At 67.8% G+C, this 17,628-nt stretch carries 16 protein-coding genes and 2 tRNA genes; 8 read left to right on the top strand and 10 right to left on the bottom strand.

Annotated elements, in window-relative coordinates; all coding sequences use genetic code 11:
• Positions 1–25: 25 nt before the first annotated feature.
• The 4 genes from DIE23_RS06345 to fdxA form a co-directional block, all read right to left on the bottom strand.
• The gene (locus DIE23_RS06345) at positions 26–511 is read right to left on the bottom strand and encodes a CreA family protein (RefSeq protein ID WP_124611322.1); all 486 of its coding nucleotides are present in this window, start codon (positions 509–511) and stop codon (positions 26–28) included.
• Between the two features lie 107 nt (positions 512–618).
• Positions 619–694, bottom strand: a tRNA-Asn gene (locus tag DIE23_RS06340).
• Between the two features lie 75 nt (positions 695–769).
• Positions 770–845 (bottom strand) — tRNA-Asn (locus DIE23_RS06335).
• A 104-nt stretch (positions 846–949) separates the two neighbouring features.
• A complete protein-coding gene (gene fdxA / locus DIE23_RS06330; RefSeq protein WP_006753067.1) occupies positions 950–1,273 on the bottom strand; it encodes a ferredoxin FdxA in 324 nt (107 codons plus the stop codon).
• Positions 1,274–1,561: 288 nt separating this feature from the next.
• Between fdxA and pncB the strand changes: the two genes are divergently transcribed.
• From pncB to DIE23_RS06295, 5 genes are all read left to right on the top strand, one after another.
• Positions 1,562–2,758: a nicotinate phosphoribosyltransferase gene (gene pncB, locus DIE23_RS06315; protein WP_124611320.1), complete on the top strand. Its 1,197-nt coding sequence runs from the start codon at positions 1,562–1,564 to the stop codon at positions 2,756–2,758.
• An 86-nt stretch (positions 2,759–2,844) separates the two neighbouring features.
• Positions 2,845–3,507, top strand: a complete 663-nt coding sequence (locus DIE23_RS06310) for a lactate utilization protein C (RefSeq protein ID WP_124611319.1) — start codon at positions 2,845–2,847, stop codon at positions 3,505–3,507.
• Positions 3,508–3,559: 52 nt separating this feature from the next.
• The gene (locus DIE23_RS06305) at positions 3,560–4,990 is read left to right on the top strand and encodes a sodium:proton antiporter (RefSeq protein ID WP_124611318.1); all 1,431 of its coding nucleotides are present in this window, start codon (positions 3,560–3,562) and stop codon (positions 4,988–4,990) included.
• A gap of 81 nt (positions 4,991–5,071) precedes the next feature.
• Positions 5,072–6,061, top strand: a complete 990-nt coding sequence (locus DIE23_RS06300; protein WP_124611317.1) for a D-glycerate dehydrogenase — start codon at positions 5,072–5,074, stop codon at positions 6,059–6,061.
• A complete protein-coding gene (locus DIE23_RS06295; RefSeq protein WP_124611316.1) occupies positions 6,058–7,536 on the top strand; it encodes a DNA recombination protein RmuC in 1,479 nt (492 codons plus the stop codon). Before DIE23_RS06300 ends, DIE23_RS06295 begins: the two co-directional genes overlap by 4 nt.
• 96 nt (positions 7,537–7,632) lie before the next feature.
• Here DIE23_RS06295 and DIE23_RS06290 read toward each other — a convergent pair whose 3' ends face one another.
• The 6 genes from DIE23_RS06290 to DIE23_RS06265 form a co-directional block, all read right to left on the bottom strand.
• Entirely contained in the window at positions 7,633–8,118 is a 486-nt protein-coding gene (locus DIE23_RS06290) for a GNAT family N-acetyltransferase (protein ID WP_124611315.1), read from the bottom strand.
• Positions 8,115–8,390: a hypothetical protein gene (locus tag DIE23_RS06285; RefSeq protein WP_006476519.1), complete on the bottom strand. Its 276-nt coding sequence runs from the start codon at positions 8,388–8,390 to the stop codon at positions 8,115–8,117. Before DIE23_RS06285 ends, DIE23_RS06290 begins: the two co-directional genes overlap by 4 nt.
• A 37-nt stretch (positions 8,391–8,427) precedes the next feature.
• Positions 8,428–9,723, bottom strand: a complete 1,296-nt coding sequence (gene glp / locus DIE23_RS06280) for a gephyrin-like molybdotransferase Glp (protein WP_124611314.1) — start codon at positions 9,721–9,723, stop codon at positions 8,428–8,430.
• 105 nt (positions 9,724–9,828) lie between these two features.
• A complete protein-coding gene (gene mobA / locus DIE23_RS06275; protein WP_124611313.1) occupies positions 9,829–10,446 on the bottom strand; it encodes a molybdenum cofactor guanylyltransferase MobA in 618 nt (205 codons plus the stop codon).
• Positions 10,447–10,474: 28 nt separating this feature from the next.
• Positions 10,475–11,587, bottom strand: coding sequence for a GTP 3',8-cyclase MoaA (gene moaA, locus DIE23_RS06270; protein WP_124611312.1), 1,113 nt, complete (start codon positions 11,585–11,587; stop codon positions 10,475–10,477).
• A 131-nt stretch (positions 11,588–11,718) separates the two neighbouring features.
• Positions 11,719–14,823, bottom strand: coding sequence for an Rne/Rng family ribonuclease (locus DIE23_RS06265; protein WP_124611311.1), 3,105 nt, complete (start codon positions 14,821–14,823; stop codon positions 11,719–11,721).
• Positions 14,824–15,548: 725 nt separating this feature from the next.
• On the opposite strand from DIE23_RS06265, the gene DIE23_RS06255 reads away from it, so the two are divergent.
• The 3 genes from DIE23_RS06255 to DIE23_RS06245 are packed head-to-tail and all read left to right on the top strand — an operon-like array spanning position 15,549 to position 17,625.
• Complete coding sequence (locus DIE23_RS06255; RefSeq protein ID WP_124611386.1) at positions 15,549–16,553, top strand: RluA family pseudouridine synthase; 1,005 nt, start codon at positions 15,549–15,551, stop codon at positions 16,551–16,553.
• Between the two features lie 5 nt (positions 16,554–16,558).
• A complete protein-coding gene (locus tag DIE23_RS06250) occupies positions 16,559–17,218 on the top strand; it encodes an HAD-IA family hydrolase (protein WP_124611310.1) in 660 nt (219 codons plus the stop codon).
• Positions 17,215–17,625 carry a Rieske 2Fe-2S domain-containing protein gene (locus tag DIE23_RS06245; RefSeq protein WP_124611309.1) on the top strand — a complete coding sequence of 137 codons (411 nt, stop codon included), beginning with the start codon at positions 17,215–17,217 and terminating at the stop codon, positions 17,623–17,625. The genes DIE23_RS06250 and DIE23_RS06245 overlap by 4 nt, the downstream gene beginning before the upstream one ends.
• The last annotated feature ends 3 nt before the right edge of the window (positions 17,626–17,628 follow it).

Raw genomic sequence — 17,628 nt, 5'->3', positions numbered from 1 at the left:
GCTCGCGTGCCCGGCCGGCGCGGGCTTACTTGACCGGAATCGTCGTGCCGGCCGGCATCGGCACGGCGGTGACGGCGTTCTTCGGGCTGCCGCTGACGATGCGGTCGCTGTAGGTCAGGTAGACGAGCGTGTTGCGCTTCTTGTCGACCACGCGCACGACGTGCAGCGTCTTGAAAATGAACGACATCCGTTCGCTGAACACGTCGGTCTGCTGCTTGAGCGGCTCCTTGAAGCTGAGCGGGCCGACTTGCCGGCACGCGATCGACGCTTCGCTCGGATCCTCGGCGACGCCGAGCGTGCCCTTGATCCCGCCGGTGCGCGCCCGTGACACGTAGCAGGTGACGCCCGTCACGAGCGGGTCGTCGTACGCTTCGACGACCACGCGGTCGGAGCCCGTCACGCGGAAATGGGTGTTGACGCTGCCGACTTCTTCCGCGTGCGCGAGCGGCGCGGCGGCAAGGGCGGAGAGCAGAACGGCGAGCGGCGCGGCGGAAAGGAGGCGGTGCTTCATCGACGGAACCGGATGCAAATGCGGGACAGAGACTCTAGCATGCGCGCCGGTGACCGGCGGGCGCCGGAAAAACAAAAGGCCCGTCGAATGACGGGCCTTTTGCTGTCTGGCTCCCCGACCTGGGCTCGAACCAGGGACCTACGGATTAACAGTCCGGCGCTCTACCGACTGAGCTATCGGGGAATAAATCGGTACATCTGCGTGTTTGTCTGGCGGCCAACAAAAAACCCGTCCACTCTCAACGGGCCTTTGCGTTTTTGGCTCCCCGACCTGGGCTCGAACCAGGGACCTACGGATTAACAGTCCGGCGCTCTACCGACTGAGCTATCGGGGAACAAACAACAACAGCAGAGAAACGAGATTGTATGGAGTGTTCGCTAACCTGTCAATACTTTTGAGCGGCGGTGCGCAAAAACTTTTTACGGCGCCGCTTCGCGATCAGCGCTCGAGCAGGTGCAGCTTTTCCTGCACGTCCTTCCACTCGTCCGCGTCGGCCGGTGCCGGCTTGGTCTTCGTGATCGATGGCCAGTTCTTCGCCAGCTCGGCGTTCAACTCGGTGAACTGCTGCTGGTCGCCCGGAACGTCTTCTTCGGCATAGATCGCATTGGTCGGGCACTCGGCGACGCACACGGCGCAGTCGATGCACTCGTCCGGATCGATGGCGAGAAAGTTGGGACCTTCACGGAAGCAATCCACCGGGCACACATCCACGCAATCCGTGTATTTGCACTTGATGCAGCCTTCGGTCACAACGTGAGTCATCAAAACGCTCCTGCTTGGCGGTATATATGGGGTGGCGTTTGCGCCAAAAGCGGCATTGTAACTGAAGCGCAAAACCCGCATGGCATGGTCGGCTATCCGGCTTATATCGTTTCGTGATTAGTTTATGGGGCCGACAGCGGGCGCGGCGCGTGCGGCCGCCCGCACGACGCGGCGGGCAGGGGGAGGCGGTTTCACGATGGTCGGGCCCGCATTCGGGTAACATGGCCGACAGACCGGGCGGCGCGCGGTGCGCCGGGGCCCTGTCACGATATTGGCGGTGCCGTAATCATGATCATCACTTCGCTGCTCGACACGGATCTCTACAAGTTCACGATGATGCAGGTCGTCCTGCATCACTTTCCTGCCGCAAACGTCGAGTACCGGTTCCGGTGCCGCACGCCCGGCGTCGATCTCGTGCCGTACATCGACGAGATCCGCGACGAGGTGCGCGGCCTGTGTTCGCTGCGCTTCACCGACGACGAACTCGACTACCTGCGGCGCATGCGCTTCATCAAGAGTGATTTCGTCGACTTCCTCGCGCTGTTCCACCTGAACGAGAAGTACATCTCGATCACGCCTTCGCCGAAGGGCAACGGCGAGATCGACATCGTGATCGAGGGGCCGTGGCTGCACACGATCCTGTTCGAAATTCCGGTGCTCGCGATCGTCAACGAGGTCTATTTCCGCAACACGCAGCGGGAGCCCGACTATCGCGAAGGCCGCGAGCGGTTGTGCGAGAAGATCAAGCTGCTCGGCGCGAAGCCCGAGTTCGCCGACTGCAAGATCGCCGACTACGGAACGCGCCGGCGCTTCTCGAAGGTGTGGCACGAGGAGGTCGCGCTGACGCTGCGCGACGGGCTCGGGCCGCAGTTCGCGGGCACGAGCAACGTGTTCTACGCGATGAAGCACGGCCTGACGCCGCTCGGCACGATGGCACACGAATACCTGCAGGCCTGCCAGGCGCTCGGCCCGCGGTTGCGCGATTCACAGACCTACGGTTTCGAGATGTGGGCGAAGGAGTATCGCGGCGACCTCGGGATCGCGCTGTCGGACGTCTACGGGATGGATGCGTTCCTGAACGACTTCGACATGTACTTCTGCAAGCTGTTCGACGGCGCACGCCACGATTCGGGCGATCCGTTCGAGTGGGGCGAGCGCATGCTGCGCCACTACGAGGCGAACCGTTGCGATCCGCGCACCAAGGTGCTCGTGTTTTCGGACGCGCTCGACATCCCGAAGGTCATGCAGCTCTACGAACGGTTCCGCAGTCGCTGCAAGCTCGCGTTCGGCGTCGGCACGAACCTCACGAACGATCTCGGCTACGTGCCGCTGCAGATCGTGATCAAGATGGTCCGCTGCAACGGACAGCCGGTCGCGAAGCTGTCGGATACACCGGGCAAGAGCATGTGCGACGACAAGGCGTATCTCGCGTACCTGCGCCAGGTATTCGGCATCGCGCAGCCGGCCGACGACGCATCCCAGTAAGCGTCGGCCATGCGGCCAGGTGCGTCGCGGCGAGGGCGGCCGGTATAATCCGACGGTATCGCACGCCAACGTCACGAGGACCGTTCATGGACACTTCCGCTGCCCGTCGCCAGATCCTCGCACGCATTCGCGCGGCGCAAGGACGCGCACCCGAGCCCGATGCAGCGGAGCGCGACGGCGTCGCCGACTATCTCGCCCGCCATCCCGAAGGGCCGCGCCCGCCGATGCCGGCCGACCTCGTCGCCGCGTTCGTCGATGAAGCGGCGCGCCTGTCGACGACGGTCGACGAAGTCGCGACGCTGGCCGACGCGCCCGCCGCCGCTGCCCGCTATCTTTCCGCTCACGGCCTGCCGATGCAGGCCGTCGCATGGCGCACGCTGGCCGAGCTCGACTGGGCTGGCGCCGGCTTGTCGGTCGACTGCCGCAAGCCGCGCGACGGCGACCTCGTCGGCCTCACCGGCTGCTTCTGCGCGACTGCCGAAACGGGTTCGCTGGTGCTGCTGTCCGGCCCCGACACCTATGCATCGGCCGGGTTGCTGCCGGAAACCCACATCGCGATCGTGCCGGCGTCGCGGATCGTCGCGGGCCATGAAGACGCATTCGCGCTGATTCGCGCGGAGCGCGGCGAATTGCCGCGCGCGGTCAATTTCGTATCGGGCCCGTCGCGTACGGGCGATATCGAGCAGACCATCGTGCTGGGCGCGCACGGCCCGTACCGCGTTCACGCGATCATCGTGCGCGGCGCATGACGCGCGCGCCCGATCCATCCTCACTCGACTCACTCGCACAAGGAAGTTCTGCATGAAACGACATGCCGCCTGGGCGGGCATGGCGTCGGGAGCCGCGCTTGGCGCCGTTCCCGTGCTCGCATCGGCCGCCACGCTCGACGGTGCCACGCTGTCCGCACTCTGGGGCATCCCGTTCGCCGGGATCCTGCTGTCCATCGCGGTGTTCCCGCTCATCGCCCCGGTGTTCTGGCATCACCATTTCGGCAAGATCGCCGCGGCGTGGGCGATCGTGTTCCTGGTCCCGTTCGCGGTCGCGTTCGGCGCGGGCACGGCGTTCGGTGCGCTGGTGCACGCGCTGCTCGAGGAATACATCCCGTTCATCGTGCTGCTGACCGCGCTCTATACGGTCGCCGGCGGCATTTGCGTCAACGGCAACCTGCACGGCACGCCGAAGCTGAACACCGCGATCCTCGCGCTCGGCACGCTGCTCGCGAGCGTGATGGGCACGACGGGCGCCGCGATGCTGCTGATCCGGCCGCTGCTGCGCGCGAACGACAACCGCAAGCACGTCGTGCACGTCGTGATCTTCTTCATCTTCCTCGTCGCGAACGCGGGCGGCTCGCTGTCGCCGCTCGGCGATCCGCCGCTGTTCCTCGGCTTCCTGAACGGCGTGAGCTTCTTCTGGACGACCACGCATCTCGCGCTGCCGATGCTGTTCATCTGCGCGGTGCTGCTGATGCTGTTCTTCGTGGTCGATACGTACTTCTACCGGAAAGGCGGCGAGGAACGGCCCGCCGCGCTCGACCCGACGCCCGACGATGGCGCGCTGTCGATCGACGGCAAGGTCAACTTCGTGTTGCTCGCGGCCGTGATCGGCCTCGTGCTGATGAGCGGCGTCTGGAAGCCGGGCATCACGTTCGACGTGTGGGGCACGCACGTCGCGCTGCAAAATCTCGTGCGCGATGTCGTGCTGGTCGTCGTGGCGCTCGTGTCGCTCGCGCTGACGCCGCGCTCGGCGCGCGAAGGGAACGCGTTCAACTGGGCGCCGATCGAGGAGGTCGCGAAGCTGTTCGCGGGGATCTTCGTGACGATCGCGCCGGTGATCGTGATCCTGCGAGCGGGTGCGGACGGCGCGTTCGCGCAGATCGTCCATCTCGTCACGGGGCCCGACGGCAAGCCGATCGACGCGATGTACTTCTGGGCGACCGGCCTGCTGTCGTCGTTCCTCGACAACGCGCCGACCTACCTCGTGTTCTTCAACCTCGCCGGCGGCGATGCGCAATCGCTGATGACGGCGGGCGCGACGACGCTCGCCGCGATTTCCGCGGGGGCGGTGTTCATGGGCGCGAACAGCTACATCGGCAATGCGCCGAATTTCATGGTGAAGGCGATCGCGGAGTCGCGCGGCGTGAAGATGCCGAGCTTCTTCGCGTATCTCGGCTGGGCGCTCGTGATACTGGTGCCGGTATTCCTGCTGACGTCGTGGATTTTCTTCACGGCTTAGGCTGACGATTTTCAACCAAGCGCGGACGATTCAGGCGGCGCACGATGCGCCGCGTTCCGGCCGCCGCATGTGGAGATGGCGATGCAGAAGATCCTGGTCGCGCGTCCGATCTTTCCGGACGTGATCGAACGGCTCGAGCAGTATTTCGAAGTCGACTGGAACAACGGCGACGCGCTCGCCCCCGACGCGCTCGCCGCGCGTCTCGCGGACAAGGACGGCGCGCTGACGTCGGGCGACCCGGTCGGCGCGGCTGCGCTCGCGGCGGCGCCGCGCCTGCGCGTCGTGTCGAACATGGCGGTCGGCTACAACAACTTCGACATGGCCGCGTTCAACGCGGCGAACGTGCTCGGCACCAACACGCCGGACGTGCTGAACGAGTCGACCGCGGATTTCGGCTGGGCGCTGATGATGGCCGCCGCGCGGCGGATCGCCGAATCCGAGCACTGGTTGCGCGCCGGACACTGGCAGAAGTGGGCGTACGACGGATTCCTCGGCAGCGACATTTACGGCTCGACGCTCGGCGTCATCGGAATGGGGCGTATCGGTCAGGCGCTCGCGCGGCGTGCGCGCGGCTTCGGGATGCAGGTGATCTATCACAACCGGTCGCGGGTCGCGCCAGAGATCGAGGCCGAGCTGAACGCCGAATACGTGTCGAAGGATGCATTGCTGGCGCGCGCCGATCACGTCGTGCTCGTGCTGCCGTACACGAAGGAGAACCATCACACGATCGGCGCGGCCGAGCTCGCGAAGATGAAGCCCACGGCGACGCTGACGAACATCGCACGAGGCGGCATCGTCGACGACGCGGCGCTGGCCGCCGCGCTGCGCGACGGGACGATCGCCGCGGCTGGCCTCGACGTGTATGAAGGCGAGCCGAGCGTCCATCCGGCGCTGCTCGAGGTGCCGAACGTCGTGCTGACGCCGCATATCGCGAGCGCGACCGAGAAGACGCGCCGCGCGATGGCGAACCTCGCGGCCGACAACCTGATCGCCGCGCTGGACGTTGGGCCGCGCGCGGGGCAGCCGCCGAATCCGATCAACCCTGACGTGATCGGGAAGCCGCGCGCATGACGACGATGTTGTTGCTGGCGGCGGTCGTCGTGCTGGCCGTCGCGCTCGCGGTGGCGATCGCCGCGATCGTGCGCGGCTGCGGCCGCCACGACGATGCGGCCGTGCTCGGCGACCAGATCGAGGACGCCGCGCACGCGCAGGCGCTCGCGGTCGAGCGGCTCGAACGCGAGTTGCGCGGCGAGATCGTCGAGAATGCGCGTGGCTCGCGCACCGAGCTGGCCGGCAATTTCTCGCAGCTTCAGCAGACACTCGCGACGCAGTTGACGAGTATCGCGACCGTGCAGAACAACCAGATCGAAGGTTTCGCGCAACAGCTTGGCAAGCTCGTCGCGGGCAACGCGCAGCAGTTCGACGCGATGCGCGAGAGCGTGCAGCGCCAGGCGCAGCAGGCGCGCGAAGAGCAAACGGTCGCGCTGCGGCTGTTCGGCGACACGCTGAACCGGCAGCTCACGCAACTGACCGAGGCCAACGATCGCCGGATCGGCGAAGTGCGTGCGACGCTCGAGCAGCGGCTGAAGGAAATCGAGACGAACAACGCGGCGAAGCTCGAGGAGATGCGGCGCACCGTCGACGAGAAGCTGCATGCGACGCTTGAACAGCGGCTCGGCGAATCGTTCAAGCTCGTGTCGGACCGGCTCGAGCAGGTGCACCGCGGGCTCGGTGAGATGCAGACGCTCGCGGCCGGCGTCGGCGACCTGAAGAAGGTGCTGACCAACGTGAAGACGCGTGGCACCTGGGGCGAGGTGCAGCTCGAGGCGTTGCTCGAACAGATGCTCACGCCCGACCAGTACGCGAAGAACGTCGCGACGGTGCCGAAGAGCAGCGAACGCGTCGAGTTCGCGATCCGGCTGCCGGGGCGCGACGCCGGCACGCGCGACGCGCCGCCGGTGTGGCTGCCGATCGACGCGAAGTTTCCGCGTGAGGACTACGAGCGGCTGATCGATGCGCAGGAACGTGCCGATTCGGTGGCGGTCGAGGAAGCGGCCCGTGCGCTCGAGGCGCGCGTGCGGATGGAGGCGCGCACGATCGCCGAGAAGTACGTCGCACCGCCGCATACGACCGATTTCGCGCTGCTGTTCCTGCCGACCGAGGGGCTCTATGCGGAGATCCTGCGCCGCCCGGGGCTGACCGACCTGCTGCAGCGCGACTATCGCGTGACGGTGGCCGGGCCGACCACGCTGACCGCGTTGCTGAACAGCCTGCAGATGGGCTTCCGCACGCTCGCGATCGAGCAGCGTTCGAGCGAGGTGTGGCAGGTGCTCGGTGCGGTCAAGACCGAATTCGGCAAGTTTGGCGACGTGCTCGCGCGCACGAAGGCGCAACTCGAAACGGTCACGCGCTCGATCGAGGCCGCCGAGCAGCGCACTCGCGTGATGAACCGCAAGCTGAAACAGGTCGAGGCGTTGCCGGGCGATACGGCGGCCGGGCTGCTCGGTTCGGAAGTCGCGGACGGCGCCGATGCGGACGATGCATGACGCATGACGTAGGCAGCCGAAACCGGCTGGAATGAAAAACGGGCGCAGGGGCGCCCGTTATCTTTCGACACAGCGACCGGCGTGGCCGGCCCGGGTTCAGCGCGCGGCGAGTGCGTTCAACGCGTCGCCGGTGACGCGCACGATGCGCCAGTCCGGCAGCACGGTCGCGCCCATCTTCTCGTAGAAGTCGATCGCCGGTTGGTTCCAGTCGAGCACCGACCATTCGAAGCGCCCGCAGCGGCGCTCGACGGCGAGTGCCGCGAGGTGCTGCAGCATCGCGGTGCCGAGGCCTGTGCCGCGCTGCGACGGCTGCACGTACAGATCCTCGAGATACAGGCCGCGACGGCCGAGGAACGTCGAATAGTTGTGGAAGAACAGCGCATACGCGACGATCGCGCCGTCGCGCTCGGCCACCAGCGTTTCGGCGGCGGGGTGTTCGCCGAACAGCGCGTCGGCCAGATCGGCGTCGCGCGCGACGAACAGGTGCGTGAGCTTCTCGAACGCAGCCAGCTCGCGCATCAGCGCGAGGATCGCGCCGACGTCGCGCGCTTCGGCCGCGCGGATCAGCTGCGCGCCGCTCACGCCTCCTCCGGCGGATCCGACAGCACGATCTCGATGCCGCCGAAGCGCGACGCGACCCAGTTGTACGCGTGGCAGGCGATCCACAGCAGCACGAAACCGAGGATCGCGTTCAGCAGCAGCGCGCTCAGGATCGTGCTCAGTTCGACCATCCCGTAGCGGATGTACGCGACCAGGATGCCGAGCAGCACGATCGGCACGCTGAACGTCAGGTAGACGAGGATTAGCGCCTTCGCGGTCTGCCCCGCGGCGATCGACGAGATTTGTTTCTTCATGTGCGGATTGCCCCCGTAGAAATATACCGATTGGAATTCAGATCAGGCCGTCGAGCGGCAGGATGTCGACTGGGGCGCCCGCGTCGACTGCCGCGGTATCGTGGCCCAGGACGATGAAACAGTTGGCGGCCGCGAGGCCGCTCAGCGATGCGGAACTCTGCGAACCGGTCGGCGCGACGTGCCACTGGCCGTCGGCGTCGCGCGTCGCGATCGAGCGCAGGTATTCGGTACGGCCCGGACGCTTTTTCAGCGCCTGCGTGCTGCGTGCCGGGTAGAGCGCCGGCGGCGGCGTATGGGCGCCGGCCAGCGTCAGCAGTGCGGGGCGCACGATCGCGTAGAACGTCACGGCGGACGCGACCGGATTGCCGGGCAGCCCGAAGAACAGTACGTGGCCAGCGCCGTCGCCCGCGCCCGCGAGCGTGCCGCACGCGAGTGGCCGGCCGGGCCGCAGGGCGAGGCTCGCGAAGGTCACGTCGCCGAGCCGCGCCATCACGTCGCGCGTGAAATCGGCTTCGCCGACCGACACGCCGCCTGACGTGATCACCGCGTCGGCCTGTGCGGCGGCGGCATCGCGCAGCGCGCGTTCGAGCGCCGCCGGATCGTCGCGGACGATCCCGAGATCGATCGCGTCGATATGCAGCCTTTCGAGCATCGCGACCAGCATCCCGCGATTGCTGTCGTACAGCGTGCCGCGACCGAGCGGCTCGCCGGGTTCGAGCAGTTCGTCGCCGGTCGAGAACACGGCGACGCGCACGCGGCGGCGCACCGTGACTTCGCGCAACCCGAACGATGCGAGCAGGCCGAGATCGGACGGGCGCAGGATGCGGCCGGCGGCAAGCGCGCAGGCGCCGCGCGCGAGATCCTCGCCGGCCCGGCGGCAGTTTGCGCCGCGCGCGGCGTCGTGCGCGGCGAAGCGGATGACGTCGCCGTCGACGCGTACGCGTTCTTGCGGAATGACCGTGTCGCATCCGGCCGGCATCGGTGCGCCGGTCATGATGCGGATGCACGTGCCGGGTGCCACGGTGCCGTCGAACGGATGGCCGGCGAACGCCGTGCCGGCGACCGTCAGCGCGATGTCGGCGGTCGATGCAAGCGTGCCTGCGCTGCCGTCGAATGCATAGCCGTCCATCGCCGAGTTGTCGTACGCGGGAATGTCGAATGGTGCATTCACGTCGACCGCGAGCACGCGGTCGAGGGCGTCATGCAGCGACACCGTGGTGCACGCGTCGACGGGCACCGCGAACCGGCACGCGAGCGCCTGCGCGTCGGCGAGCGACAGCGGGGCCGCGGAATCGGGTGCGGGTCGGGAGGCGGGCGAGGATTGCGTGATCATCAGTCGGACTGCGCCGCAAGGCGTATCGGGTTCGTGGCCGGTGGCGCGCGGAGGGCGCCTGAGCGCGAAGGCGCATGCGGCGGGCGGGAACGCATGCCGGTGCCGTCAGCGGCGGGCAAGCGCGGCAAGTTCCTGCCAGGAGTTGGCATTGTAAAACGCACGCTCGTCGCGAAACTCGACTTCGACCGTCTTGTGGCGTGCGTACCACGCACGCACCTTGCGCTCGCCGGCCGCGAGCCCGGCCGCGAGATCGTCGGCGAGCGACGTGCGCAGCAGCGCGAAGGTCGGCTGCGGCGAACGCGCGTGCTGTGCGTCGACGGTCACCGCCATCGCGATGTCGGCCTGCTGCGCGTCGAGCGCCGCGTGCAGCCGCGCGACGAGGTCGGCCGGCAAATAGGGTGTATCGCACGGCGAGCACGCGACGAGCGGACCGCGCGCCGCCCGCATGCCGGCGAGCAGGCCCGCGAGCGGGCCGGGGAAATCGGGTGTTTCGTCCGGCACGATGCGCGCGTCGAACGGCGCACCGAGTTCGGCGTAGCGATCGGCGTTGCGATTCGCGCTGATCAGCGTCTCGTCGACTTGCGGCGAGAGCCGGCGCAGCACGTGCAGTGCGAGCGGCGTACCGTCCAGCAGCTGCAGGCCCTTGTCGGCGCCGTCCATGCGCGTCGCGCGTCCGCCCGCGAGCAGCAGGCCGGTGATGGAAGGCGAGGCGGAAGCGGACATCGCGGGAAATCGGGGCGGGCGGCGCGCGTCAGCCGCCGATATACGACATTTCGACGCGCTTGCTGGCGCCGTCGGGCGCGGCGTCGGCGGCCGCGCTGCCGCGCAGCTGCGAATAGCGGTCGGTGCGGGCCTGCCAGATCCGGGCGATCGCGGTCGCGATCTCGGCGTCGCTGGCGCCGCCGCGTACCAGTGCGCGCAGGTCATGGCCGGTCGACGCGAACAGGCACAGGTACAGCTTGCCTTCGGTCGACAGCCGCGCGCGCGTGCAGTCGCCGCAGAATGCCTGCGTGACGCTCGAGATCACGCCGATTTCGCCGCTGCCGTCCGCATAGCCCCAGCGCTGCGCGGTTTCCGCCGCCGTGTGCGGCTCGAGCGGCACGAGCGGGAACTGTTCGGCGATCCGTGCGACGACGTCCGCGGACGGCAGCACCTCGGTCATGTTCCAGCCGTTCGACGTGCCGACGTCCATGTATTCGATGAAGCGCAGGATGACACCGGTGCCGCGGAAGCGCTCGGCCATCGGCAGGATCTCGCCGTCGTTGGTGCCGCGCTTCACGACCATGTTGACCTTGACCGGCGCGAGGCCCACGGCCTGCGCGGCGAAGATGCCGTCGAGCACGTCGGCGCTGGCGAAGTCGGCGTCGTTCATGCGCTTGAACAGCGTGTCGTCGAGCGCGTCGAGGCTGACCGTCACGCGCGTGAGGCCGGCGTCCTTCAGCGCGCGCGCCTTGCGCGCGAGCAGCGAGCCGTTGGTGGTCAGCGTCAGGTCGAGCGGGCGGCCGTCATGGGTCGTCAGGCGCGCGAGGCGCTCGATCAGGAATTCGAGGTTCTTGCGCAGCAGCGGCTCGCCGCCGGTGATCCGGATCTTTTCGACGCCGTGTGCGACGAACAGCCGAGCCACGCGCTCGATCTCTTCGTGCGTGAGGAGTGCGCTGTGCGGCAGGAACGGGTAGTCCTTGTCGAACACGTCCCGCGGCATGCAGTACACACAGCGGAAGTTGCAGCGGTCCGTCACCGAGATGCGCAGGTCGCGCAGCGGCCTGGCGAACGTGTCGGCCAGGGCGCCGTCAGGGATATGCGCGACGCCGGAGATATCCGGCATCCCGCTGACGTTGGCGAGAGGAATGATGCGTCGGGACATGTTGAAAGAAGTGCGAGCCAGACCTCTATTTTAGCCGCAAGCGGCCGGCCGGGCCGGTGGGCGGAAACCCGCAGCACGGAAATGAAAAAGCCCGCCGGAGGCGGGCTTTTCCTGGTCGGGCGATGCGCCGCTTAATGGTGCGACGTTTCGACCTGCTGCATCGGGGTCGGGTCGACCGGCGGCAGCGACTTGCGCTCGCGCGGCACGCGGACCGCGCGCGGCAGGCGCGACGCGGCTTCCTGAGCTGCGCGGAACTTGTCGGCGTCGGTGTTCACCCACACGAGACCGGCCTGTTCCAGCACGACATCGAGGCTCGCCAGAGCAGGCGCAGCGGCCGGCTGGACGGGCGCCGGAGCCGGTGCGGCAACGGCTTGGACCGGTGCGGCTTCGACGTGAGCCGGTTCGACGGTTGCCGGAGCAGCGTCGACTGCGACGACCGGCGCCGGTGCGGCCTGCTCGACGGGCGCGGACTGCGGCGCTTCGACGGCAGCAGGCGCGGCCGGCACTTCGAACGCATCGGTCGGCGAAACCGCGACCGGTGCCGGGCTGGCTTCCGGAGCAGCGGCCGGCGCGACCGGTGCCGGCTCGGCTGCCGGTGCGACCGGGGCGGGCTCGAGCGGCGCGACCGGCGTCGCTTCGACACGAACCGGTGCCGATTGCGGCTCGGCTGCGACCGGCGCGGCCGCTTCGGCACGCTGCTCGATGGCTGCTTCGGCAACGGCGGCGCCGGTTGCGGCGACAGCTGCAACCGCGACCGGTGCGGCCGTATGGGCCGGCTCGACCGCGCTCTGGGCTTCCGTCGTCACGGCCTGAACGGCGGCTTCGCCGTCCGCGCCTTGCTCGACGTTGTCGACGACTGCGCCTTCATCCTCGCGTTCGCGACGACCGCCACGGCGGCCGCGGCGGCGGCGGCGACGTTCCTCACCGTCACGTGCGCCGGCTTCCGCGTCGGCTGCGATATCGGCGCCCGGCAGGGCGACGGCTGCGGCCTGGTCGGCTTCCGCTTCCGGATGGTTCTCGCCACGGGTGACAGTCTCGAGCGTAGCCGCGTGTTGCGTCGGCTTGCGGCGCTCACCGCGCTCGCGACGTTCGCCGCGGCCTGCCGCCTCGACGGCTTCCGGCTGCTCGGTGCGCTCGCGCGGTTCACGCGGCTCACGGCTTTCACGCGGCTCACGCGGTTCGCGGCCTTCGCGCGGGCCACGGCCCTCGCGACCTTCGCGGCCCTCACGACCTTCGCGCGGCTCGCGGCCTTCACGCGGTTCGCGACCCTCGCGCGGTTCACGCGGCTCGCGCGCTTCCTTGCCTTCGCGTTCCTGGCGTTGCGACTGGCCACGACCTGCCGCTGCCTGGTCGCGACCCCCCTGAGCCTGCTGGGTGCCGCCACGACGGTTGCGGTTGCGATCGCCGCCGCGCTGCTCGGTCTTCTCGGTCCGCTCGCGGGCCGGACGGGCAGCCTGTTCCTTTGCCGGTGCCGGTGCAACCGGCGCGGGCGCCGGAGCCGGCGACATGCCGAACAGACCCTTCAGCCAACCGATGAAGCCGCCGCTTGCCGCGGCGACCGGTGCGGGTGCCGGAACCGGCTCGACCGGGCGCTGCGGTGCCGGGCTCGGGGCCGGACGCTCGGGCGTGATGCCCTTGACCGCGGCTTCCTGCTTCGGCTTCACTTCGGCCGCGCGCTTGCTGTAGCCGGTTTCCGACTCGAGTTCGCGGGCTGCTTCCTCGGCCATCTTCCAGGATGCGCGCGGATCGTCGAGGCGCGCGTCGTCGTGGCGCAGGCGCTCGAGCTTGTAGTGCGGCGTATCGAGATGCTTGTTCGGGATCAGCACGATGCCGACCTTGAAGCGCGACTCGATCTTGTTGATTTCCTGACGCTTTTCGTTGAGCAGGAAGGCGGTCACCTCGACCGGCACCTGGCAGTGGATCGCCGCGGTGTTTTCCTTCATCGCTTCTTCCTGAATGATCCGCAGGACCTGCAGCGCGGACGATTCGGTGTCGCGGATATGACCGGTGCCGTTACAGCGCGGGCACGTCACGTGGCTGCCTTCCGACAGGGCCGGTCGCAGGCGCTGGCGCGACAGTTCCATCAGGCCGAAGCGGGAGATCTTGCCCATCTGCACGCGCGCACGGTCGTGCTTGAGCGCGTCCTTCAGGCGTTGCTCGACTTCACGCTGGCTCTTGGCCGATTCCATGTCGATGAAATCGATCACGATCAGGCCGCCGAGGTCGCGCAGGCGCAGCTGGCGGGCGACTTCGTCGGCCGCTTCGAGGTTCGTGCGGGTCGCCGTTTCCTCGATGTCCGCACCCTTGGTGGCGCGCGCCGAGTTCACGTCGATCGCGACGAGCGCTTCGGTGTGGTCGATCACGATCGCGCCGCCCGACGGTAGCGGCACCGTGCGCGAGTACGCGGTCTCGATCTGGTGCTCGATCTGGAAGCGGGAGAACAGCGGCACGTCGTCGTGGTAGCGCTTCACCTTCGCGACGTTGTCCGGCATCACGATATCCATGAATGCGCGTGCCTGATCGTGGATTTCGTTCGTGTCGATCAGGATTTCGCCGATATCGGGCTGGAAATAGTCTCGGATCGCGCGGATCACGAGGCTCGATTCCAGGTAGATCAGCATCGGCTGGCCGGCGTTGCCGCTTTGCGACGCCGCTTCGATCGCGCGCCACAGTTGCAGCAGGTAGTTCAGGTCCCACTGCAGTTCCTCGGCGCTGCGGCCGATGCCCGCGGTACGGGCGATCATGCTCATCCCGTCGGGAATCTGCAGTTGCGCCATCGTTTCGCGCAGTTCCTGGCGCTCGTCGCCTTCGATCCGGCGCGACACACCGCCGCCGCGCGGGTTGTTCGGCATCAGCACGAGGTAGCGGCCGGCGAGCGAGATGAACGTAGTGAGGGCGGCGCCCTTGTTGCCACGCTCTTCCTTCTCGACCTGGACGATCAGCTCCTGGCCTTCGCGCAGGGCATCCTGGATGCGCGCGGAGCGCATGTCGATGCCTTCCTTGAAGTACTGGCGGGCGACTTCCTTGAACGGCAGGAAGCCGTGGCGGTCTTCGCCATAGTTGACGAAGCACGCTTCGAGCGACGGCTCGATACGGGTGATGACACCTTTGTAGATATTGCCCTTGCGCTGTTCGCGCCCGGCTGTCTCGATGTCGATGTCGATGAGCTTCTGCCCATCGACGATGGCGACGCGCAACTCCTCCTGCTGCGTCGCATTGAACAGCATGCGTTTCATGAACGACTCCAGGCGGCTCTGCTGGCGGCGCCTCGCGGTTGTCAGTCGCGAGGGCGGGAACGACGGCAGGCCGCGCCTTGTTGTGTTGTCACAAGCACGCTGGAGCGGGAACGATGGCGGGGAGAATTGCCTGAAGAGGCGCTTGGGCCCGAAAGACGGGGCCGGCGGCCATAGGGCACCTGCGAACACGGCTTCAAAGCACGGCGTCCACACACCGCACGCTGTCAGAGCGCGCTAAGCCTGAGGCCGGGCACTGCCGCGGGGCGCGTCGTCATGCGTCGCGCGTGCCAACGGGCGGCAGATGCTGCGGCTTGGGCCGCAGCGGGGAGTATCGAATCCAGCCCGACTTTCCCGCCTGGGGTGTACTTCCCTGGTTTGACGTCGCCAGGCCCCGCACGCTTCGCGGGACCAAATCGGGCGCAACGCCGTAATTTTCGCAACCGGCAGCCCGCGCGGACACACTTCGCGCCGTCGGGCTGCCGATCAAATTCTTTTCAACCAACTTTCCGTTACCGCGGCGCCTTGCCGACCGAATCCGCCTGTGGGCGCGATCCTTGCCGACGGGCGGCGCCGTGCGTGCAACTTGCTGCTTCTCTTTGATTAGGGGCGAGCAGCAGACCCCCGGCGCAAGTAAAATAACGGTTTGCGCTTGCGCCTTGCCCGGTCAGTCCGGGCCGGCCGGTGAGGCCGCCCGCAACGTCAGGCTGGGCAAAATTATATTCAGTATGAACGAGTTAGGCAAAATATCCCAGAATTCGGTCGCAAGCGGCCAGGTATCGATGATCGAGATCGATGAAAACTCGGCCGGTCAGCGGATCGACAACTTCCTGTTGCGCGTCTGTAAAGGCGTGCCGAAAAGCCATATCTACCGGATCCTGCGCAGCGGCGAAGTGCGCGTGAATAAGGGGCGGGTCGATGCGCAGTACCGGCTCGCGTTCGGCGACATCGTCCGTGTGCCGCCGGTGCGCGTGGCGGCGGCCGACCTCGCGCGCGCCGACACACCGATCGTGCCGCCCGCGAATTTCGACGTGCTGTACGAGGACGACGCGATGCTCGTCATCAACAAACCGGCTGGCGTTGCCGTGCACGGCGGCAGCGGCGTCGCGTTCGGCGTGATCGAGCAGATGCGCCAGGCGCGCCCGCGCGCGAAATTCCTCGAACTGGTGCACCGGCTCGACCGCGAGACGTCCGGGATCCTGATGCTCGCGAAGAAGCGCACGGCGCTCGTGGGCCTGCACGAGCAGATCCGCGAAAACCGGATGGACAAGCGCTACTTCGCGTGCGGCCACGGCGAATGGCAGCCCGACTGGGGCCGCCGCCGCGTGGTGAAGGCGCCGCTGTTCAAGTATTCGACCCCGGAAGGGGAGCGGCGCGTACGCGTGCAGGACGACGGGCTGCCGTCCCATACGATATTCAACCTCGTCGACCGCTGGCCCGGCTACGCGCTCGTCGAAGCGGAACTCAAAACGGGTCGGACTCATCAGATCCGTGTGCACCTCGCGCATCTCGGCCTGCCGATTGCCGGCGACGCCAAGTATGGCGATTTCGCACTGAACAAGGCGCTGGCGCGCGCGAACGCGCAGCCGTCGCTCAAACGGATGTTCCTGCATGCGCACCGGCTGAAGCTCGCGCATCCGCTGACCGGCGAGGCGCTGCAGTTCGACGCGCCGCTGCCGGACGAATGCCGGCGCTTCCTCGACCAACTCAGCGCTCTGCGCGATACCGCCTGACTCGCATGGCCCGACAGCAATTTGATCTGATCGTCTTCGACTGGGACGGCACGCTGATGGATTCGACTGCGCACATCGCGCACAGCATCCAGGCCGCTTGCCGCGATCTCGGTCTGCCTACGCCGTCGGACGAGGCGTCCCGCTACGTGATCGGCCTCGGCCTGCGTGATGCGTTGCAGATTACCGCTCCGACCCTCGATCCGTCCGACTATCCACGGCTGGCCGAACGTTATCGCCATCACTACCTGCTGGACGATCAGCGCATCGAGCTGTTCACCGGCGTGCGCGAACTGCTCGCGGAATTACGCGATACCGGTTACTTGCTCGCGGTCGCGACCGGCAAGGGCCGGGTCGGGCTGAACCGCGTGCTCGACCAGTCGAAGCTGACGAGCCTGTTCGATGCGACGCGCTGCGCGGACGAAACGTTCTCGAAGCCGCACCCGGCGATGTTGCACGAACTGTCCCGCGAATTGGGGCAGGACCTGGCGCGTACCGTGATGATCGGCGACACCACGCACGACCTGCAGATGGCCGCGAGTGCAGGGGCGGCCGGCATCGGCGTCTCGTACGGCGCGCACACGGCCGATGCATTGGCCGCGCTGACGCCGCGCTTCGTCGCGCCGGACGTCGACGCGCTGGCGGCGTGGCTGCGGGAGCACGCATGAGCGCGGCGCCGGGAGCCGTGCGCGTCTGCGCATCGGACGCGCTGGCCGACGGCGGCGCCGGCGTGCGCGTCGACGCGACGCTGCGCGGCGAGCAGGCGGTCGTGTTCTTCGTGCGCTACGACGGCCGCGCCTACGGCTATCTGAACCGCTGTGCACACGTGCCGATGGAGCTCGACTGGGCCGAAGGGCAGTTCTTCGAGTCGTCGGGCCTGTACCTGATGTGCGCGACGCACGGCGCGATCTACGCGCCGGATACCGGCAAGTGCGTCGGCGGCCCGTGCCGCGGCGGCCGCCTGCGGCCGGTCGAGGTCGACGAGCGCGACACGCCGGACGGGCGTGCGGTATTCTGGGTGCCAGATGCCGACCTGGGTCCCGCCGCTCCGACCCCTCCCGCCACGACCGACTGACGA

Source organism: Burkholderia sp. Bp9143, from assembly GCF_003853645.1.
Classification (GTDB): domain Bacteria; phylum Pseudomonadota; class Gammaproteobacteria; order Burkholderiales; family Burkholderiaceae; genus Burkholderia.
The sequence above is the reverse complement of the archived record's forward strand: the minus strand, read 5'-3'. Positions and strand labels throughout refer to the sequence as shown.

Coding starts and splice junctions, on each gene's coding strand:
- DIE23_RS06295 (WP_124611316.1), top strand. CDS start 6,058: ATGACGACGATGTTGTTGCTGGCGGCGGTCGTCGTGCTGGCCGTCGCG.
- pncB (WP_124611320.1), top strand. CDS start 1,562: ATGATCATCACTTCGCTGCTCGACACGGATCTCTACAAGTTCACGATG.
- DIE23_RS06245 (WP_124611309.1), top strand. CDS start 17,215: ATGAGCGCGGCGCCGGGAGCCGTGCGCGTCTGCGCATCGGACGCGCTG.
- DIE23_RS06345 (WP_124611322.1), bottom strand. CDS start 511: ATGAAGCACCGCCTCCTTTCCGCCGCGCCGCTCGCCGTTCTGCTCTCC.
- DIE23_RS06265 (WP_124611311.1), bottom strand. CDS start 14,823: ATGAAACGCATGCTGTTCAATGCGACGCAGCAGGAGGAGTTGCGCGTC.
- DIE23_RS06300 (WP_124611317.1), top strand. CDS start 5,072: ATGCAGAAGATCCTGGTCGCGCGTCCGATCTTTCCGGACGTGATCGAA.
- DIE23_RS06305 (WP_124611318.1), top strand. CDS start 3,560: ATGAAACGACATGCCGCCTGGGCGGGCATGGCGTCGGGAGCCGCGCTT.
- DIE23_RS06250 (WP_124611310.1), top strand. CDS start 16,559: ATGGCCCGACAGCAATTTGATCTGATCGTCTTCGACTGGGACGGCACG.
- moaA (WP_124611312.1), bottom strand. CDS start 11,587: ATGTCCCGACGCATCATTCCTCTCGCCAACGTCAGCGGGATGCCGGAT.
- DIE23_RS06310 (WP_124611319.1), top strand. CDS start 2,845: ATGGACACTTCCGCTGCCCGTCGCCAGATCCTCGCACGCATTCGCGCG.
- DIE23_RS06285 (WP_006476519.1), bottom strand. CDS start 8,390: ATGAAGAAACAAATCTCGTCGATCGCCGCGGGGCAGACCGCGAAGGCG.
- mobA (WP_124611313.1), bottom strand. CDS start 10,446: ATGTCCGCTTCCGCCTCGCCTTCCATCACCGGCCTGCTGCTCGCGGGC.
- DIE23_RS06255 (WP_124611386.1), top strand. CDS start 15,549: ATGAACGAGTTAGGCAAAATATCCCAGAATTCGGTCGCAAGCGGCCAG.
- fdxA (WP_006753067.1), bottom strand. CDS start 1,273: ATGACTCACGTTGTGACCGAAGGCTGCATCAAGTGCAAATACACGGAT.
- glp (WP_124611314.1), bottom strand. CDS start 9,723: ATGATCACGCAATCCTCGCCCGCCTCCCGACCCGCACCCGATTCCGCG.